Origin of the sequence: Chromohalobacter beijerinckii, assembly GCF_023061185.1 — a bacterium.
GTDB classification, from domain to species: Bacteria; Pseudomonadota; Gammaproteobacteria; order Pseudomonadales; family Halomonadaceae; genus Chromohalobacter; species Chromohalobacter beijerinckii.
Genome location: NZ_JAKGAK010000030.1, coordinates 1 through 18,407 on the forward strand (window position 1 = coordinate 1; position 18,407 = coordinate 18,407).

An 18,407-nucleotide genomic window follows, 5' to 3' on the forward strand; every position below is an offset into this window, starting at 1 on the left:
ACACCGAGCGTGCCCAAGTGCACTTCGACCACGCTATTACTCACCGATGCACCCAGTCCAGGTGCTCGAACGCGCCTCGGGCGTGATCCTCGCGGAACATCTCGTGGTCCCGGTGCAGGCGGTCGGCGGCTTCGATACCGTGATGTCGTTAGATCCTTGCCCACCAGCATGCATGACTTGGGAGGAGGGTGCATGTGCGCTGGGGCGTTAGCGGACGTCGAGCTCCAAGAGCCGCCCACCGGCCTGCGCGAAGCGCTCGAGGTAGACCGCGGGGTCCAGCAGTTGATACGGAAAGTAGAGCCCCGCGCGAACCGCCGGTTTGCCGTCGAGACCGACGAGCCTCTCGAGGAGTAGCGCGATCCCCAGCCCTGTCAGCGGCATTTGCCCTTCGGGATGAGTCACCGCGCGGCGTGAGCGTAGCGGCTGCGCTGCCTGATCCTCGCCCTCGAGTTCGATGATGATCTCGGTGGACATCGGCTCGCCACGGCGGCGGCTCGAACTGACACCAATGGCCAGGTTGAATTCAACGTTGGGTGCACCGGTCACGGTGGCGAGGCCGAACACGTCGTGAGGCGATAGCCCGGTCGCTTGCAGTGTCGTCCCATCGGCCGCGCGAAAGTGGGTCTCTAGGTCGTCGCCGCTACGCCAGATCCAGGCACCGTTGCGGCGTGCCTGGACGGCAGGAAGGGCCTGCGTCTGACGCTCCAGGTCGTCGAAAGAGGCCGGGCCGCCTTCGTCTTGCTCGTCCAGCAAGGCGCCGATGCGAATCGTGTCGATGCGACGGAAGGTCTTGGCGAACTCGAGCGCGGGAATCGTCGTCGCTCCCACCAGCCATTCGGTACCCAGCACCACCGGTGCAGCATTCGGTCGGTGCATATAGGCGGCGATGTCGGGGCCGATTTCGGTCATGGCGGGGGACACGCTGAGATAGGGCACGCCCCGACGTTGCGCGAATTGAAGCGCGGCAGTGGTGGTGTCGGTGAAAAAAATCGCGATGGCGCTGACCGGGCGTGCGCCGAGACCAATATCTTGCGCGCCGAGGTCCACCGCCACGCCTTCGGCGTTGCCGATACCAGCGGCCGCTTGCTGGGCTCTGGCGAGATCGCGTCCGCCGATCAGCAGGGGAAGTTCCGGATACGTTTCGCGTAGGAAGCGTGCCGCCTGGCGGCCGACGGTACCGGCGCCTCCAATGAGCAGGATGGGGTCGAGTGTCATGTCGGGTCTCCGGGTCGAGAGATAACCTACTAAAGGTAGGTTTTTGAACAGTAACCTACTCGTGGTAGGTTTTCAATTTGCCAGAGAGCCTGGAAGAGGGAAAAACGTGAAGCGCAATGCAGGCGAGACAGGAGAGAAAACGGGCGCCAGGCGGCTCTCCGGGACCGAGCGGCGGCATCAATTACTGGATACGGCGTTGCAGATCGTGCGGGAAGAGGGCGCGGATCGACTGACGCTGGGCCATCTGGCAGCGCGTGCCGGCGTCTCCAAACCGGTCGCTTATGATCACTTCGGAACGCGCTCGCAGCTTCTGATCGCGTTATACAAACTGATCGATCGTCGGCAATCGGAGGCACTTCGCGAAACGCTGACGGCCGATGGCCGGAGCTTCGAGGAAACTGCGTCGCTGCTCGCGGCCGCCCACGTGCATTGCCATGCCGACACCAGCGGCGAGTGGCATGCCATTGGCGCCGCGCTGGCGGGAAGCGAAGAGAAAGAGGCGGTCTATCAGGAGTTGCTCGATGGCTACGTTCAGCTGTTCGCGGCGGTATTGCGGCCCTATTGCACGCTTGGGGAGACTGAGCTCGAACGCCGCTGTGTCGGCTTGATCGGTGCGGGTGACGCGCTCTCGGCGGCCATGGTGCGCGACCAGTGCAGTGAAAACGACGCAGCACAAGCCTTCGCCGCACTGATCCGGGGTGGGCTTCGGGAGACGTCTTGATGCCGCATCGCAAACCTCACCTCCCCACCAAGATCTGCCCGGTGTGCCAGCGCCCCTTTGCCTGGCGCAAGAAGTGGGCGCGGGACTGGGAGAATGTCGTCTACTGCTCGGCCCGGTGTCGCCGCGAGAAGAGGGGATGTTGAGTTTTCATGATGCCTGGTTGAGCACCCTCAGCTGGCAGGGCACGCTTTGAATCGACTCAGCGCTTCCAGCAACCAGCGCTGGGCGATGTGCTCCTGCTCCAACCGTAGAGCGGGCGCCAATCGGTTCTCGCTGAGTGTTTCAAACACGTCACGTTCTGCTTCGGTCAGATTATCGAGTACGCCGGTGAACCGCTTGGCGTCGTCTTCCCGCCCCCAGACCGGCCGGTGCGCCTCGAACAGTTCGCTGAGCAGACCGCAATGGGGTTCGATGATGTGTTTTACCTGCAGAAATTTCCGCTTGTTGTACTGCTCTTCCTCGTTGCCGCTGAGGGCGCCCTCGGGGCAGGCGCGCAGCAAATGATGGCAAGATGATCCTCACCTTGGGTAGTAACGACTTCTGATCGTGTGTGGGGATTCGGATGTCGTTCGCGAACAAATAAAGGGGCGTATGGTTTCGATTCAGGTGGGTGGCGAGGACAGGACCGCAGAGATCACCAATTGGTCGATCTGGAGCGATAAGCAAGAAGGCCTGCAACTGAAGTGCTCCTATGTGAACAAGGGCAAGGCCGTACACGCTCTCGACGACTGCGTCATCTCGCCCATTCGAGAACTGGGCGAGATGTTGATGACTAAGCCCCCCAGCACGATAGTCACGCCCATCGCCAAGGCGACGATCTACGGTGAGCGGTATGCCGTCGTGCACTATCCGAATGCTGACAAGCCCTACGTCTACAAGATAGACGACATCGACTTTGATGCGTCGACGGCAATGAAGGGAACACCGGCCTTTCGTTATTTCGAGGCAGTGGCGCATGCCCGGCAGGATCGTGCGAAGTCGAAGACCGACCGTGAAATCGCCGCCAACGTGGTGCGCCAATTGGAAAAGCTCCCTGCCAGTGCCGACACCGCTTTGCAGGCCTATTGCACAGGATGCAATGGGGCGCTGGCGATGGATGAGGGGCTGATCTATCCGTTCGGACTGAACGAGAGCCAGCTCGCGGCGGTCGAGCAAGCCTTCCGCGCCCAGGTCAGCGTGATCGAAGGCCCACCGGGGACTGGCAAGACCCAGACCATCCTCAACATCCTCGCCAATATCCTGCTGCGCGGACAGACTGTGGCGGTGCTGTCCAACAACAATGCGGCGGTGGAAAACGTTTACGAAAAGCTGGAGAAGTGCGGCTTGGGTCATCTGATCGCCAAGCTCGGCAACCAGAGTAACCGCCAGGACTTCTTCGCCGACCTGCCGCCTTGGCCATCCAGCGAGCCTGAACCTGCCCCGACTCTGGAGGAAATTCAGGCTCTACTGGGCCGCTTGAAGAAGCTCTTGCACGATCAAAATCGGATGGCGCAACTGCGAGTCGAAATCGATGAGTTGATCGTCGAGCGACGCTACCTGCAGAAGTGGCAGGCAGACAGTGGCGTGCAGGCCGCCGCCTCGTTGGACAAGTACGGGCTGACGCCGCGAAAGACCGCGGACCTGATGGCCTACCTGGCCCATCTCGGCGAGCAGCGCACCCGCCTCAAGGACCGCATCGAGTTGCTGTTCAACTTCAGGATTTTCCGTGCCAAGCCGTTCGCCCAGGGCGATACGCGCCTGGCTGTTTTCCATGCCCTGCAGATGCACTATTACGACAAGGCATTGCAGGAGAAGGAAGCGGAACTGCAGACGTGCCGCGAATCGCTGGCGAGAGAAAATTTCGAAGCCTCGCTGGAAGCATTGAAGACGGCATCAATGCGCCATCTGAAGCAGCATCTGCAACGCCAGACGCAGCCCTCGGAAAGTTTCGATGCCAAGACATACCGGCGTCAGCAGCAGTTCGATGCCTTCGTGCGGCGTTTCCCGATCCTGGGCAGCGGCACGCACTCCATCGTCAATTCGATCGCGCCGGGGGCAATCCTCGACTACGTGATCATCGACGAAGCCTCGTTGCAGGACATCGTGCCGGGCATCTTGGCGCTGGGTTGCGCCAAAAATCTGATCGTCGTTGGTGACAACCGACAGTTGGCGCACATTCCGGTGAAGCTGGACCTGCCGGCGCCCGCCGACGCTTACGATTGCGAGCGATACAGCCTGCTCGATTCGTGCATCGAGGTGTTCAAGGAGACGCTACCCAAGACCCTGCTGAAGGAGCATTATCGCTGCCATCCCAGGATCATCCAGTTCTGCAATCAGCAGTTCTACGACAACGCGCTGGTGCCCATGACGGAGGACAAGGGCGAAGTGCCACTGCGCCTGGTGGTGACCGCCAAGGGCAACCACACCCGTCAGAATACCAACCTGCGGGAGTTGGACTCCCTGCTCAAGCTGCTCGATGACGAGGGCGAGCCGGTCGGGCTGGACGGCGACGGGTGTGGTTTCATCGCGCCGTTCCGGGCACAGGTCAATCTCTCCGGCACGCATCTGCCAGCGGATTTCGTCAAGGATACCGTGCATAAGTTCCAGGGCCGGGAGTGCGACGAGATCGTCTTCTCCACCGTGCTGGACAAGAAACGCTACAACCAGGAGCGCAAACGGCTGGATTTCGTCGATGATCCGCGCATGATTAACGTGGCGGTGTCGCGGGCCAAGCACCGTTTCACCCTGGTAACGGGCGATGAGGTGTTCGCCGGAAACAACGGCCATATTGCGGCCTTGATGCGCTACTTTGCCTATTACGCTCAGGACGAGCAGATCGTGCGTGCGCCTGTGGTGTCGGCTTTCGACTTGCTTTACCGCGAGTTCGATCAATCCCTGGCGCGCTTGAACGCTCGCTTGCGGCCTGAGGATTCACGCTACAGATCCGAACAGATCGCGGCGCAGCTGCTGCGCGAGGCGCTATCCGATCCGTCATGCCAAGCGTTGATGTGTCACGATCAGGTCAAGCTGAATCAGATCGCATCACCGAGAAACCCGGATTTGACGCAGCGTGAGCGGGCCTTCATGGCGCGTGCCAGTTGCGATTTCGTGATCTATTTCAAGGTGGGCAAGACCCCGCTGGGGGTGATCGAAGTCGACGGTGGCTCCCATGACCGGCCCGATCAGGCGGCGCGGGACGCCTTGAAGAACAGCATCCTGGAGAAAAGCGGCATTCTCATCCTGCGTCTGCGCACCGTCGAGGGTCGTATCGAAGAGAGAATCGCCGACTTTATCTCCCCGTGGACGACCCCTGCGGGCGACGCGTAACGCAGCATCGTCCTGCGCATCTTCAGCGCCGCCCACAGCAGCAAATGCGTATCCAGTAGCAGATTTATTCAGCCCTTGAAGGAATCGGCAATGTCGGTTTCACCGAGGCGATCAAAGTCCTCCGGCACCCGCATCTGCCTCTTGAGAAACCCCCGGTGCCGGACCTTTCCGGGCTCCGGCGCATCCACCGCGGTCACCCGTGCCATTGGCTTGCCGGCCTTGGAGATAATGAAAGGCTCACCCTTCGCGGCCTTGTCCACCAACTGGAATAGGCGCGTATTGGCGTCGCGCATATTGATGATGTCCATGACACCTCTGAGCTAAGTCTTGTCTTCAAGCCCAGACAAATCACCACCATGCCAATCATAGTAAGGGCTAGGTCCAACCGGTATAGATGAAGAACATACCAGTTTGAAAGCGTCCATCATTGTGCGGTTTCGTCATTCCAGCAGCAGCATGCCCTGTTCGATATCCGCGGCAATCGCCTCGCAGAACGACGCCAGGTCGCCGCGCCTGAGCGCCTGTGTCACTTCGCGATGATAGTCGTCGGCGATGCTCGATGCGCCCCAGCGCGTGCAGATGTAGCGCATGCTGGGGCCGTATTGCAGCCAGAGTATCTCGACCAGTGGCAACAGCACCTGCGATTGGCTCAGGCGGTAGATATGGAAGTGAAACTGGTAATTGCCGCGCATGTAGCTGACCAGGTCGCCCTGGGCGATGGCGTCGTTGATCTGCTCGTCGATCCGTTCCAGGGCCTCGATGTCGGTGGCGCCGATATTGTCGAAGGCCTGGCGTGACACCTCGGTTTCCAGGTTCTTTCTGGCGAACAGGATTTCATGGAACCGGTCATGGCTCAGCTCCGGGACGATGATCTTGCGGCTGTCGGAGAAGATCAGCGCGCCCTCGGTCACCAGCCAGCGTATCGCCTCGCGGGCCGGCATGGTGCCGGTGCCGTATTGCGCGGCGATGCGCCGAATCGAGATCACTTCGCCGGGCGTGAAGTCACCCTCGCAAAGACGCACGCGCAGAGCCCGGTGAAGCCGGGTCGAGGCGGTATCGGGTGAAAAAGCCGTACGACTGGCGGTTGATTCCGTGGTCATGCGATGTGCCAAAGCCTTTTGTGATGAGGAAGCCGAGCCAGGCGTTCCAGCTTAACGTAACTGGCGGGGGCAATCACGATACCGGCTTGCTTGTGGGGTTGATGGGGCTCTGCTAGTGTGATCACACACGTGTGATCACATCGGACCATAACAAGATCGAGAGTCCCCTATGGCGCAGATATCGCAGGCTTCGTTTGCCCACAGCACTGACCGTCCTCACGGGGAGGAGGGCGCCGACCGAGTCGACGTGTTGTGCATCGACATGAACGGCATTCCGCGCGGCAAGTGGGTGCCCGCCGAACAGCTCGACAAGGTGATGGACGGGCAGGTGCGCCTGCCGCTCTCGACGCAGTCGCTGGATATCTGGGGCGAGGACAACGATGCGCTGACCGGGCTGTCGCAGTCGATCGGCGACCCCGACGGTGTCTGTCACGCCGATGAGCGTACCTTGACGCCATTGCCCTGGGCCAAGGGCCACCAGGTGCTCACCACCCTGCACGATCTGAACGGCACGCCGAGTTTCATGGACCCGCGCGCCATGCTCGCCGCGGTCGTCGAGCGTTTTAGAAGCCACGGCTGGACGCCGGTGGTCGCCATCGAACTGGAGTTCTACTTGCTCGACGCCGAGGCACGGCACGCACTGAAGACCATGCCGCCCGCGCCGCTGTGTCCGGGCGGAGAACCCCGGGGTCAGCAGCTCTACGAGCTCGAGACGATGGATGCGGTGGCGCCGGTCCTCGACACCATTCGCGCGTTCGCCCGCGCCCAGAATATTCCGGCGGATACGCTGATCGCCGAGTTCGGCCCGGGGCAGTTCGAGGTCAATCTCTGGCATCGCCCGGATGCCCTGGCTGCCGCCGACGATGCGCTGTACTTCAAGCGTCTCGTGGCTCAGGCCGCCCGTCACCACGGCCTGGCGAGCACCTTCATGGCCAAGCCCTACACCGATCAGGCGGGGTCGGGCATGCATCTTCACGTCAGTGTGCTCGACGAAGATGGCAACAATATCTTCGATCAGGACAACGGCGCCGGGCATCTCGACGCTGCCATCGGCGGTGTGATGCACAGCTTGCTCGATGGCCAGGCGATCTTCGCGCCGCATGGCAATTCCTACCGCCGCTTTCAACCCGACAGCTTCGCTCCGATCGAGTGCACCTGGGGGTGCGATCATCGCGGTGCGGCCGTCCGCGTGCCGGAATGGCATGGCGCCGCGGCGCGTCTGGAGCATCGCGTGGCCGGCGCCGATGCCAATCCTTACCTGGTCGCCACGGCGCTGCTGGGGGGGCATTCTGCATGGGCTCGAGCAACGCATCGCGCCGCCACCGGCCATCGAGGACGAAGCCCATTCGCGGCAGCCCCCCCGAGCATCTCACCCATGATTGGCTCACCGCGCTCGAGCGCTTCGCCGCCTCGTCGGCCATGGCCGATATATTCGGCACGGCGTATCGAGATCTCTACGCCAGAATCAAGCGTCACGAGGCCCGGGAGCTCATGGCCAGGGTCACCGATGTCGACCGCCAGACGTATCTTTCCCGACTCTAAGGAGCAGGCATGACCCAGCAACGCTGTGCTTCCTATTACACCGCATCGATCGTTCAGGAATCCGACTATCCGCGATTGGAGGGCGAGCATCGTGTCGACGTGGCGATCGTCGGCGGCGGCTTCACCGGCGTGGCCACGGCAGTCGAACTGGCCGAACGCGGCTATCGCGTGGCCATCGTCGAGGCCAACCGAATCGGCTGGGGGGCCAGCGGACGCAACGGCGGGCAGGTGACCGGCAGTCTCTCCGGCCAGGACGCCATGACCCGGCAAATGCGCCACACGCTGGGCGACGACGCCGAGGCGTTCGTCTGGAACCTGCGCTGGCGCGGGCACCGGATCATCAAGCAACGGGTCGAGAAGTATGCGATCCCCTGCGATCTCAAGCACGGCCACCTGCAGGCGGCCTACAAGCCCAGCCATATCAAGGCGTTGCGACAGGATTTCGAGGCGTCGCAACGCCATGCCATTGGCGAGCACATCCACTGGCTGGATGCCGAAGCGGTGCGCGGCGTGGTCGGCACCGAACTCTATCACGGTGCGATCCGCAACGATTACAACATGCACCTGCACCCGCTCAACCTGTGCCTCGGGGAGGCCCGCGCGGCGGCAAGCCTGGGGGCGCTGATCTTCGAGCATTCGCCGGTGGTGGATCTCGAGCACGGCGATACGCCGGTGGTGGTCGGCGAGCACGGTCGGGTGATGGCCGACAGCGTGATCCTGGCCGGCAACGCCTATCACCGCCTCGAGCGCAAGCAGCTGAAGGGCAAGTTGTTTCCGGCATCGCTGGGCATCGTGACGACGGCGCCGCTATCGTCCGAACAGGTGCAGGCCATCGATCCCGAGGACCTGGCGGTCTATGACACGCGTTTCGTGCTCGATTACTACCGATTGACCGCCGACAAGAGGCTCCTCTTCGGTGGCGGCGCCAACTACTCCGGCCGCGATTCGGACGACATCGCCTCTGAGCTGCGGCCGCGCTTGGAGCACACCTTCCCGCAACTCGAGGGCGTTGCCATCGATTTTCAATGGCAAGGCATGGCGGGCATCGTCATCAACCGCATTCCCCAGCTCGGCAAGCTCTCGGACAACGTCTACTACGCCCAGGGCTACTCCGGCCACGGCATCGCCACCTCGCACATCGTTGGCGAGATCATGGCCAATGCCGTTTCCGGCACGCTCGAGGAGTTCGATGCCTTTGCCGGCGTTCGACACCTCCGCATCCCGCTCGACGACCGGCTCGGCAATGCACTGCTGGCGGCCGGCATGTGGTACTACCAATTACTAGAAAAGCTGAAGTAGCAATTACTAGAAAAACTTAAATAAAAATTACTCGAAAAACTGCAATAGCGGCGCATTTGCGCCCGACAATTCGGCTTCCCGTCATTCACGAAAGCACAACAACAACTCCGCTGAGGTGAGACACGATGGAATATGACAATCCCCTTGTCCTGCTGCCCACGGCAATCGTCCTGATACTGGCATTGTGGACACGCAGGGCCCTCGAACCCTTGGTCCTGGGGGCCTTTATCGGCACCCTGATGATCGATCCCGGCAATGCCCCTGAGCAGCCTTACCGAGGATCTGCTCACGGTGATGACCGATGAAGATGTCGCCTGGGTCATCATGGTCTGTGGCCTGATGGGCAGTATCATTGCGCTGCTGCTCAAGTCCGGTTCTTCGCGCGCTTTTGCGGACAAGCTGATGCGCTATACCACCAACAAGCCTCGCGCGCTGCTGGGCTGCTGGGTCATGGGCATCATCCTGTTCGTCGACGACTATCTGAACTCCCTGGCCGTCGGCACCTCGATGCGCAAGGTCACCGACCGCTTCAAGACGTCCCGGGAAATGCTGGCCTACGTGGTCGACTCCACCGCGGCGCCCATCAGCGTGTTGATCCCGATCTCGACCTGGGCGGTCTTCTTCGGCGCGCTGCTCGAGAGCAACGGCGTGGCAGAGGATGGCCAGGGGGTGTGGACCTACATCCAGGCCATTCCCTTCATGTTCTACCCCTGGGTCGCGGTGATCCTGGTGCCGCTTTTCATCTTGCGCTGGATTCCTGCCTTCGGCCCGATGAAGAAGGCCGAGCAGCGTGCCGAAAAGCAAGGGCAGTGCGTGCCTCCCGGTGCCGAACACATCGATGACGAAATCGCCCACCTCGAAGCGGACACCCATGCGAAAGGCAGCATCTGGTCCTTTCTGCTGCCCATGGCGTCACTGGCCTTCTTTACCTGGTGGTTCGATCTGGATTTCCTGATGGGCATCTTCGTGACCCTGGCCGGCATGATCGTGGCTTTCATCGGGTTCAAGAAGCTGTCGCCCAGCCAGACCTTCGACAATATCCTGGAAGGCTTCAAGTCGATGCTGGATGCCTTGGCCGTGCTGGTGGCCGCTTTCCTCTTCAATGAGGTCAACACCTCGCTGGGGCTCGCCGATTATGTCATCACCACGGTCGAGCCGCTGGTCAGCGCGGAAATGCTGCCCTTCATCATTTTCACCGTCATGGGTTTCGTGTCCTTTGCCACCGGGTCCAACTGGGGCGTGTTCGTGATCATCCTGCCGATCGTCGCCGTGCTGGGGCAGAACCTCGGGGCCGACATGACGCTGGTGATCGGTGCCACGCTCTCTGCCAGCACCTTCGGCAGTCATGCCTGCTTCTATTCCGATGCCACGGTACTGACCGCCCAGGCCAGCGGCTGCACTCCCTTCCAGCACGCCTTCACCCAGTTGCCTTATGCGGCCCTCGCGGGCTGTATTGCCGCCGCGGGGTATCTGGTGCTGGGCTACATGTGATCTTGGATGAGCGAATACGCCATGCACACTGATGCGCTTAGCAACTTCTGGAGCACCACCCTGGGCGAGCGGCCGGCGTCGCGCCCGCGCCTGACCGCGCATGTCCAGGCCGACGTGGTCATCGTCGGTGCCGGCTTCACCGGGCTATGGACCGCTTATTACCTGAAGCGCCTTGCCCCCGAGCGAGAGATCGTCGTGCTCGAGGCCGAACGTGTCGGTCATGGCGCGTCGGGGCGCAATGGCGGCTGGGTGGTGGGTAACCTCGCCGGGCTGGAGCGGCATATCGGGGACTTGCCATTGGCGGAACGGCAAACCTGTTGTGGCGTGGTGGCCGATAACGTCGACGAGGTCGGCCGGGTACTGGCCCACGAGGGGATAGAGGCCGATTTCAACAAGGGCGGCGCGATCTATGCGGCGGCTCGCTACCGAGATCAGATCGCCATCCAGCGCGACTACCTGCAGCATCTGCATGAGCTGGGGCACAGCGAGGCGAACTGCTACTGGCTGGATGCCGAGCAACTCTCGGAGAAGGCCCGATTCAGAAACGGCTACGGCGGCATCTATCATCGCCAGGTCGCCACGCTGAACCCGGCCAAGCTGGTCGCTGGCCTGGCCGAGTGCGTCGAGCGCCTGGGCGTGACGATCCATGAGCAGAGCCGCGCCGAAACCCTGTCGCACCACAAGGTGAGCACGCGCGAAGGCAGCGTCGAGTCACCGATGGTGGTGTGTGCCACCGAGGGGTACGCCGACCGGTTCCTCGATTTCAAGCGCCACGTGATTCCGGTGCAGAGCCTGGTGATCGCCACCGAGCCGCTATCGGAGGCCCGCTGGCAGGAGATCGGCATGGCCGAGCGTCCCGCCTTCGCGGATGCCAGCCGGTTGATCAATTACGGCCATCGCACCGCCGATGGGCGCATCGTTTTCGGTGCCCGCGGCAACTATTATCTCGGCGCTAGATCCAAGGCCGACCAGGCGATCGATGATGAGGCCATCCGCATGCGGCGGGACCTGCTGGTGGATCTCCTGCCCGCGCTGGAGGGTGTCAGGGTCGAGTATGGCTGGGGCGGTTCGCTGGGCTTGTCGCGCAACTTCCGCCCGCATGCGATCCTCGACCGTCGCGACGGCCTTGCCACTGCGGGCGGCTACGCCGGCGAAGGGGTGGCCGCCTCGCACCTGTTCGGTCGTACCCTGGCGGAGATGATCCTCGAGCGCGATACCGAACGGGTGCGCATGCCCTGGGCCTTCAACGACGCCAGTCATCGTCAGCTGATAAAACGCTGGGAAGTCGAGCCGCTACGCTGGCTCGCCGCGCAAGCGATCACCTTCAGCTATGCCGGAGAAGAAGCGCTGATGCGTCGCGACAAGCCGGCGCCCCTGCTCAAGCCCGCACTCAGACGATTGAACGATCGCTTCGCCTCGATCATCGAGTAACGGCCGAGCAGGGCGCCCCGCGCCGGGTTCATGCGTCCCCGGCGTATCCGTCCTCGGGCATCTCGGGCTCGCCTTCAGGCGATGTGGCTTCCTCGTTGGAGGCGCCGGATGTCTCGGTGGCGGACTCCGCTGACGGTGCCTCGTCGTCATCTCGCGTCACCCGCCAGATCGCGTTGGTCATGTCGTCGGCGACGATCACCGAGCCATCCGGTGCGACGGTGACGCCGACGGGGCGGCCGCGGGTCTTGCCGTCACCGGTGAGAAAGCCGGAGACGAAGTCGACCGGGTCGCCAGAGGGCTCACCGTTCTCGAATGGCACGAAGACCACCTTGTACCCGACGGGGTCGGCTCGGTTCCAACTGCCGTGTTCGCCGACGAAGACGCCGTTGGTGAATTCTCCACCCACGGCGGTGTTGGAGAAGTCGACGCCAAGCGGGGCGTGGTGCGAACCGAGGCTGTAGTCGGGCGCGATCGCTGACTCCACCAGCTCTGGGTTCTCCGGCTTCACACGCGGATCGACGTGTTGGCCCCAGTAGCTGTAAGGCCAGCCGTAGAAGCCGCCTTCCTGAATGGAGGTGAGATAGTCGGGCACCAAGTTGGGGCCGAGTTCGTCGCGTTCGTTGACGACGGCCCAAAGCTCGTCCGAGTCTGGCTGAATGGTCAGCGCGGTGGGGTTGCGCACGCCGGTGGCATAGGCGCGGTGCGCGCCGGTCTCCGGATCGATCTCCCAGATTTCCGCACGGTTCACTTCCGCCGCCATGCCGCGCTCGGTGATGTTGCTGTTGGAGCCGATGCCGACGTAGAGGTAGTCGCCATCCGCGCTGGCGGTCAGTGACTTGGTCCAGTGGTGGTTGATCCGCGAGGGGAGTGGGGTGATCACTTCCGGCGGGCCGCTGGCCTCTGTCTGACCTTCTTCGTAGTCGAAGCGAACGAGCGAATCTTGATTGGCCACGTAGAGATCGTCATCCACCAGGGCGAGCCCGTAGGGCGCATTGAGGTTTTCGGCGAAAACCGTCTGTTCCTCGTACTTGCCATCACCGTCGCCATCACGCAGCAGCGTTAGTCGGTCGCCGCCTTTGACCGAGGTGGTGCCTTGCGACTGAATTAGCCCGGCGATGAAATCCTTCGGCCGCGATTTCGGGGCGTTACCGCCGCCTTTGCCTTCCGCCACCAGGATATCGCCGTTCGGGAGCACCAGCGTCTGACGCGGGACCTTCAGGTCGGTGGCGATGGCGGTGATCGTGTAGCCATCGGGTACCGTGGGTTTCGCATCGTCCCACGGGGCCTGCTCGGGGACCGTCATGTTGGGGAGCAGCCCGCGCTGGGGTTCGGGCAGTGCCGGGTCAGGACCGTACTGCTGGCCCGAATCGGCGGCCTGGGCGCCACCGGCGAGCAGCAGGATCGAGAGCGGTGCGGCGTAACGCATGCCAGTGGGCTTGGGTGTTAGCTTCATGACTGACCTCCGCGCTTGCGGCTGATGAATCCGATCCAGACGGCGATGAAAGAGAGCACGGCAATGGCGATGGAAAGCGTCAGTCCCGTCGGCATCATGCCCCAGGCGTCTCTGGCGTGGACCAGTGCGTTGACGAAGCCCAGACCCCAAGTCACCAGCAACAGCAGGAAGTAGACGACGGAAAGTCCCCGGCGGCCGGCCGAGCGAAAGATCCCGATCAGTGCGCAGATCAGCGCCAGACCGCAGAACACCAGGCCGCCGGCGATCAGCCAGGAAGCGAAGTGGCTCCACTGTATTTGATACGTCGTGGAGTAGGCGTAATCGCTCAACGCGGCGCCCAAAAAGAGAGGGAAGGCGCCCGCAAGCAACATTCCATGTAGCGGGTTCGGCCCGCTTCGGACCGGTCGTTCGGCGGTGGCAATCACGGCAAACTCCTTTTGCTGATCAGTGGAAGACGCCTCGCCTAAGAGGACTTAGCGAGGCGCATTCGGCTGCAGTGTAGTTGGCTCATACAGGTCCCACCAAAATAGTCGTACTGCCGGTGCCCTTGCTTGCCTATAACACGCTGTTGCTTCCCGGAAACGAATCATCGAGGAATGAAAACTGGACGCGGCATTCACCGGTGCGCTGTACTGCGAGCAACCACTAACTGGGTGGTCTTTCATGGAGAAAGGCCCGACCGGGTCGGGACGATCCGGTGGTAGGTGGATCGCATGGATGGCCCACTGAATCGGTAAGGGACGTATGAAGAAAAATGGCGCATGGCGACTGTGGCTGGTGGCTGCAGTGGTTTTTATATTTTCCAGCTTATGCTCGGCGCAAACGTCGGACTACGACAGTGAGGAGACACGTTGGTTCTCCGTCGATTCGCTAAACGCGGGGCTGGGCCAGGTTCCCAAAGCGGTCAAACGCATGACGCCACGGGAGTCGATACGTAGCTTTCTGACACTGACTGAAAATGAGGACTTCGCGGCAGCGGCGCAGATCCTCAACCTTTCCGAACTGTCCTCGGCGGAGCAGCGAGAGCGGGGGGAGCAGTTGGCCAGGCAACTGGCCGAGGTTCTCAAACGCGGCGAATGGCTCAAGGTTTCCAGCCTTCCCGGGCGCCAGGATGCCGCCATCGAAGACCCCACAGGCCAGCATCCTCAGACGGGAGAGCCTCGACGGAACCTCAAGCTGGCATCGCTCACTGCCAAGGGCGAAAGCTATGATATTCGTCTGGGCCGATATCGGGTGGGTGACGAGGAGCCAGTCTGGTTGGTCATGCCAGATAGTGTTTCCTCGGTGCCTTTGCTTTACGAAGAATACGGTCCTTTGATGTTTGAGGCGTATATTCCGGATCGCTTCAAGGCCTCGTTTGGAGTGCTCAGAATCTGGGAATGGATCGCCATTCCGGTTTTTCTGTTGCTGGTGGGGCTGATGGGGTGGTGGGTCCACCATCTGGTCGGGATGGCGACACGCTGGCTGCCTACCGGCTCGCCCAGCATTTTTGTTGGACGAATCAAGACGCCTGTAGCACTCGTCGTCATGTCACTGGTAACCCAGACAGTGCTCGATTATGTAGTGTCTTTCTCAGCCGTGGCGACCACGTCCTTCCGGGTGCTGTTGATCATCATTCTGGCTTGGGGTGGCTGTACGATTGCGCTGCGCCTAGTCGATACTTTCATGCTGCAAATAACGCGGCGCCTCATCGGACAGATCGATGACACCAAGCCCCAGGACGCGCGTCAATTCTTGACGACACTCTACGCGCTGCGTCGCATCATTATTCTGATCACGGTCACTGCTGTTTCGATCTATGTGCTGAGTCAGATCCAGCTATTCGAGACGCTGGGGGTCACCTTGCTGGCCTCGGCCAGCGTATTGGCGGTACTGGTGGGTATTGCCGGCCAGACTGTACTCGGCAATATCCTTTCTTCGTTTCAGCTCTCGTTGGCCAAGCCCATACGTATCGGCGACCTGGTGGTCTTCGAAGACCAGTGGTGTTATGTGGAAGGTATCTTCTATACCTACATTCGCTTGAGGGTCTGGAATGACCGGCGCTTGATCGTGCCGGTCACTTACTTCGTCTCTAGGCCCTTCGAAAACCTGTCGGTCAAGAGTGCGAAGGAGTTCCGGAGCCTGGAGTTGATCCTCCACTTGAGCGCTGACATCCAATGCCTCAGGGAGAAGTTCCTAGAGTATGCGCAGGAAGAAGATAACGTCATCGAACACCACAAGCTTTCTTGTTACGTGACGGGACAGACCGAGCGAGCGCAGACAGTCGTCTGCTATCTGATGGCGTCGGATCCTTTCGCCGGCTGGGTCGCCGAGATGAATGTGCGGGAGAAATTGATGGCCTTCATCCGGGACAACCACCCCGAATGGTGGCCAAGGGAGGTGACGGCGATCAGCGAATTCGATGTGGCGTTAGGGGAAAGGCCGGGACGTCCGTCCGGCCACGGTGGCGGGGCTTCTTGATAGGGGGCTCCAACAACTGCGTCGAGCCATGAGTGCTTGCGTCTCAACTCTAGCCGGCCGACCAGTGGGCGGAGAGTTTGCGACAGTTGCTTGTCAGCCGCTGATGGAGTCTTTCTAGCAATACCTGTTCCGTGCCGGGTTGGACGACTTCCTCGAGACTTGCTCGGGTTGTTGCCAGGGCGGCGGGCATTCGCTCGGCCAGTTGGAGTCCCAGCCTGATGAAGTAACGTGGCTGAAAGCGTAACGATCTGGCGAGTGATTCCAAATGTGATTTCTCGATGTTGCCGGGCCTGTTTTCACCGGCAACCTGGAAAGCGAAATGGCGTGATAAGCCGCTATAGAGCGTCGTGCTCATCAAGTCGTAAAACGGTGCCAACCGCGGGCCTTCGTCAGTTTGCAAAAGGGAGAGATTCTTGGCGTGGCTGTCGTTGTTACCGATCAGTAGATTGAAGAAAAACCAACCGATGAGTCGCTGGAGGTCCCTGGCAGGAACGCCGGCCTGTTGCAGTAGTTCTCGGCATCGCGCCAATCCGGGGCCGCCATCGCTTTCGTACTTGATACTCGACGGGGCGCCACTGAGCTGGCAGAGGTCCAGTTGATGCAGTCTTCGCAGTCCTCCTCGATCATCGGGAGTACGGTCATAGCGACGCACGAGGCAAGCACGGGTCTCTAACTGGTAGCTGGCTTCTGCCACCTCGAGTTCGAGCTTGGCCGCAAGTTGCATGCAGAACGTCTCGTTGAGGGCGGATGCCCAGACACCGCTCAGGCGCCGAATATCCGGCTTGAGGATATGGCTGGACGGCGCCGCTCCGTCCGGTATGGCGGGACTGCCGTCTTCCATTAGTATCAATAGCAACTTGTCTTGAGCGCCAGCCAACGAGATGCGAGCGCCCTCGCCTTGCTGTGACAGTAGCGGGCTCCGCTCTCGGTGATGAAGATGTTCGGCCAGCTCACTCCAGCGGAGGGGGCGATAACGGGGCGTCGACAGTGCCTCGCCCGAAGGTATCAGAGTAAAGCCGCTGGCCGTATCGCCACCAATGGCTTTCAAAAGTCCGAAGAGGGTGCTGGTGTGGTGTCGGATCTCCAGGTGATGCCGGAGATCGCCTTCTGGCAGGAGATTTTCGAAGTACGCCACAACGTCATCGCCGACATGCACGCGGCGGGTCAGTGAAAGGGAGGGGGAGAGACTGACAGCCCGTGGAGATGCTTGCCATGGCGGCTCGTACTCGAAACGCAGCGGCTGCACGTTGTATAGCCTGCCTACCAGGCAGTCGCCATGATAGACATCCAGGGCCTCGTCACTCGCCATGTTGATGTATCCCTTTGCGCTGCACGATGACCTCGAGACCCATGAGATCCAGTACGTCTAGAACTTTCTGGAGCTGCAGCGTCGGTTTACCCCGCTCCAGATCAACGATGAAACGGTTTCCGGTACCGGCCAGCCCGGCCAAATCGATCTGTAGCAAAGATTGTTCGGCACGCGCCTGGCGCACGAGCTTGCCAAGGTCTTCGCTGTGACGAATTCGGTCGCCAAGCGTTTTGGGTGGGGTGGAGTCGGTCATGTGTGCGCCTTGTCTATAATTACCGTTCGGTAAGTATAGCGTCATGTGTCGTGATTTCCAGCATTATAGTTACTGATCGGTAATTTATAGCTCTACGAGAGCCGTGGTGCCCAGATAGTTACCGATCGGTAACTATGAGTGGTTGAAGCTTATCAATCTCCCACGCGCCGGAAAGAGAATAACTCGGCCAGTGGATGATCTCGGCCCTCGATCAGGTCGCGTAACAAGCCGGCGCCGATCATGCTGTAGCTGATGCCGTTGCCGCCGTAGGCCATGGCGAAGTGGACACGGGGGCCGTATTGCGGATGCGGGCCGAAGAAGGGCAGTCCGTCGTCGGTTTCGGCGAAGGTGCCGCCCCAGGAAAACGTCGGGTTGAGCGAGAGCCGTGGGAAGAGCGTTTCCACCTGGGCGATCAGGGTCTCGGCCTTCTCGCCGACGCGCTGGTCGCGCTGCGCGGGGATATCGAGGTCGTCGTCTTCGCCGCCCACCAGCAGTCGGCCGTCACCGGTGGTGCGCATGTAGAGATACGGGCGCGCGGATTCCCAGATCAGCGTCGAGGCGAGTTCGCCGAGCACATCCGGTGCAATGGGGTCGGTGATGAAGGCATAACTGCTGCGGTTGATGGCGACCTTGTCATCGAGCCAGGACTGGGCCTCGTAGCCCGCGGCGACGATGAGATACCGGCAGTCGAGTGAGTGGCCACTGACGGTAGTGAGCGTGACGCCGTGCGCATGCGGCGTGGCGGTGGCGACCTCGGTGCGGTCGTATACGTGGCCGCGGGCGGTGAGCACGCGGTTGAGCAGCTTATAGGCCATGCGGTAAGGGTC

The 18,407-nt window shown here is 61.4% G+C and carries 17 protein-coding genes; 8 read left to right on the forward strand and 9 right to left on the reverse strand.

The features are described 5' to 3' along the window. Positions 1-207: 207 nt before the first annotated feature. Complete coding sequence (locus L1075_RS15195) at positions 208-1,215, reverse strand: Rossmann-fold NAD(P)-binding domain-containing protein (protein ID WP_246942648.1); 1,008 nt, start codon at positions 1,213-1,215, stop codon at positions 208-210. Between the two features lie 106 nt (positions 1,216-1,321). Between L1075_RS15195 and L1075_RS15200 the strand changes: the two genes are divergently transcribed. Beyond that, positions 1,322-1,936: a TetR/AcrR family transcriptional regulator gene (locus L1075_RS15200; RefSeq protein WP_246942650.1), complete on the forward strand. Its 615-nt coding sequence runs from the start codon at positions 1,322-1,324 to the stop codon at positions 1,934-1,936. Next, positions 1,936-2,079, forward strand: coding sequence for a DUF2256 domain-containing protein (locus L1075_RS15205; RefSeq protein ID WP_011506075.1), 144 nt, complete (start codon positions 1,936-1,938; stop codon positions 2,077-2,079). Before L1075_RS15200 ends, L1075_RS15205 begins: the two co-directional genes overlap by 1 nt. A gap of 27 nt (positions 2,080-2,106) precedes the next feature. On the opposite strand, the gene L1075_RS15210 is transcribed toward L1075_RS15205, so the two are convergent. Further along, entirely contained in the window at positions 2,107-2,436 is a 330-nt protein-coding gene (locus L1075_RS15210; protein WP_246942652.1) for a Wadjet anti-phage system protein JetD domain-containing protein, read from the reverse strand. A gap of 91 nt (positions 2,437-2,527) precedes the next feature. Here L1075_RS15210 and L1075_RS15215 point away from each other — a divergent pair, with 91 nt between their 5' ends. Next, positions 2,528-5,242 carry an AAA domain-containing protein gene (locus tag L1075_RS15215; RefSeq protein WP_246942653.1) on the forward strand — a complete coding sequence of 905 codons (2,715 nt, stop codon included), beginning with the start codon at positions 2,528-2,530 and terminating at the stop codon, positions 5,240-5,242. A gap of 68 nt (positions 5,243-5,310) precedes the next feature. Here L1075_RS15215 and L1075_RS15220 read toward each other — a convergent pair whose 3' ends face one another. Both L1075_RS15220 and L1075_RS15225 read right to left on the reverse strand, forming a co-directional pair. Next, positions 5,311-5,550 carry a type II toxin-antitoxin system Phd/YefM family antitoxin gene (locus L1075_RS15220; protein ID WP_246942655.1) on the reverse strand — a complete coding sequence of 80 codons (240 nt, stop codon included), beginning with the start codon at positions 5,548-5,550 and terminating at the stop codon, positions 5,311-5,313. A gap of 132 nt (positions 5,551-5,682) precedes the next feature. Further along, positions 5,683-6,342, reverse strand: coding sequence for a GntR family transcriptional regulator (locus L1075_RS15225; protein ID WP_075369555.1), 660 nt, complete (start codon positions 6,340-6,342; stop codon positions 5,683-5,685). A gap of 169 nt (positions 6,343-6,511) precedes the next feature. Here L1075_RS15225 and L1075_RS15230 point away from each other — a divergent pair, with 169 nt between their 5' ends. From L1075_RS15230 to L1075_RS15245, 4 genes are all read left to right on the forward strand, one after another. Next, the gene (locus L1075_RS15230; protein ID WP_246942657.1) at positions 6,512-7,897 is read left to right on the forward strand and encodes a glutamine synthetase family protein; all 1,386 of its coding nucleotides are present in this window, start codon (positions 6,512-6,514) and stop codon (positions 7,895-7,897) included. Further along, positions 7,894-9,183, forward strand: coding sequence for an NAD(P)/FAD-dependent oxidoreductase (locus tag L1075_RS15235; protein ID WP_040245061.1), 1,290 nt, complete (start codon positions 7,894-7,896; stop codon positions 9,181-9,183). The genes L1075_RS15230 and L1075_RS15235 overlap by 4 nt, the downstream gene beginning before the upstream one ends. A 255-nt stretch (positions 9,184-9,438) precedes the next feature. Then, positions 9,439-10,674 (forward strand): Na+/H+ antiporter NhaC family protein, encoded by a 1,236-nt coding sequence (locus L1075_RS15240; RefSeq protein ID WP_246942659.1) that lies wholly within the window; start codon positions 9,439-9,441, stop codon positions 10,672-10,674. A 6-nt stretch (positions 10,675-10,680) separates the two neighbouring features. Then, entirely contained in the window at positions 10,681-12,105 is a 1,425-nt protein-coding gene (locus L1075_RS15245) for an NAD(P)/FAD-dependent oxidoreductase (RefSeq protein ID WP_246942661.1), read from the forward strand. 28 nt (positions 12,106-12,133) lie between these two features. Here L1075_RS15245 and L1075_RS15250 read toward each other — a convergent pair whose 3' ends face one another. Together L1075_RS15250 and L1075_RS15255 are read right to left on the reverse strand one after the other, a co-directional pair. Next, entirely contained in the window at positions 12,134-13,558 is a 1,425-nt protein-coding gene (locus L1075_RS15250) for a PQQ-dependent sugar dehydrogenase (RefSeq protein ID WP_246942663.1), read from the reverse strand. Next, complete coding sequence (locus L1075_RS15255) at positions 13,555-13,983, reverse strand: DUF2231 domain-containing protein (RefSeq protein WP_246942664.1); 429 nt, start codon at positions 13,981-13,983, stop codon at positions 13,555-13,557. Before L1075_RS15255 ends, L1075_RS15250 begins: the two co-directional genes overlap by 4 nt. 319 nt (positions 13,984-14,302) lie before the next feature. Here L1075_RS15255 and L1075_RS15260 point away from each other — a divergent pair, with 319 nt between their 5' ends. After that, positions 14,303-16,018: a mechanosensitive ion channel family protein gene (locus L1075_RS15260; protein ID WP_246942666.1), complete on the forward strand. Its 1,716-nt coding sequence runs from the start codon at positions 14,303-14,305 to the stop codon at positions 16,016-16,018. A gap of 49 nt (positions 16,019-16,067) precedes the next feature. Here the strand turns inward: L1075_RS15260 and L1075_RS15265 are convergent, their stop codons facing one another. From L1075_RS15265 to L1075_RS15275, 3 genes are all read right to left on the reverse strand, one after another. Beyond that, positions 16,068-17,327 (reverse strand): type II toxin-antitoxin system HipA family toxin, encoded by a 1,260-nt coding sequence (locus L1075_RS15265; RefSeq protein WP_246942668.1) that lies wholly within the window; start codon positions 17,325-17,327, stop codon positions 16,068-16,070. Continuing rightward, on the reverse strand, positions 17,317-17,580 hold the full coding sequence (locus L1075_RS15270) for a helix-turn-helix transcriptional regulator (RefSeq protein ID WP_040245049.1): 264 nt from the start codon (positions 17,578-17,580) through the stop codon (positions 17,317-17,319). The genes L1075_RS15265 and L1075_RS15270 overlap by 11 nt, the downstream gene beginning before the upstream one ends. 152 nt (positions 17,581-17,732) lie before the next feature. Further along, on the reverse strand, positions 17,733-18,407 hold a 675-nt coding region (locus tag L1075_RS15275), incomplete at its 5' end, for an NAD(P)/FAD-dependent oxidoreductase (RefSeq protein ID WP_246942670.1).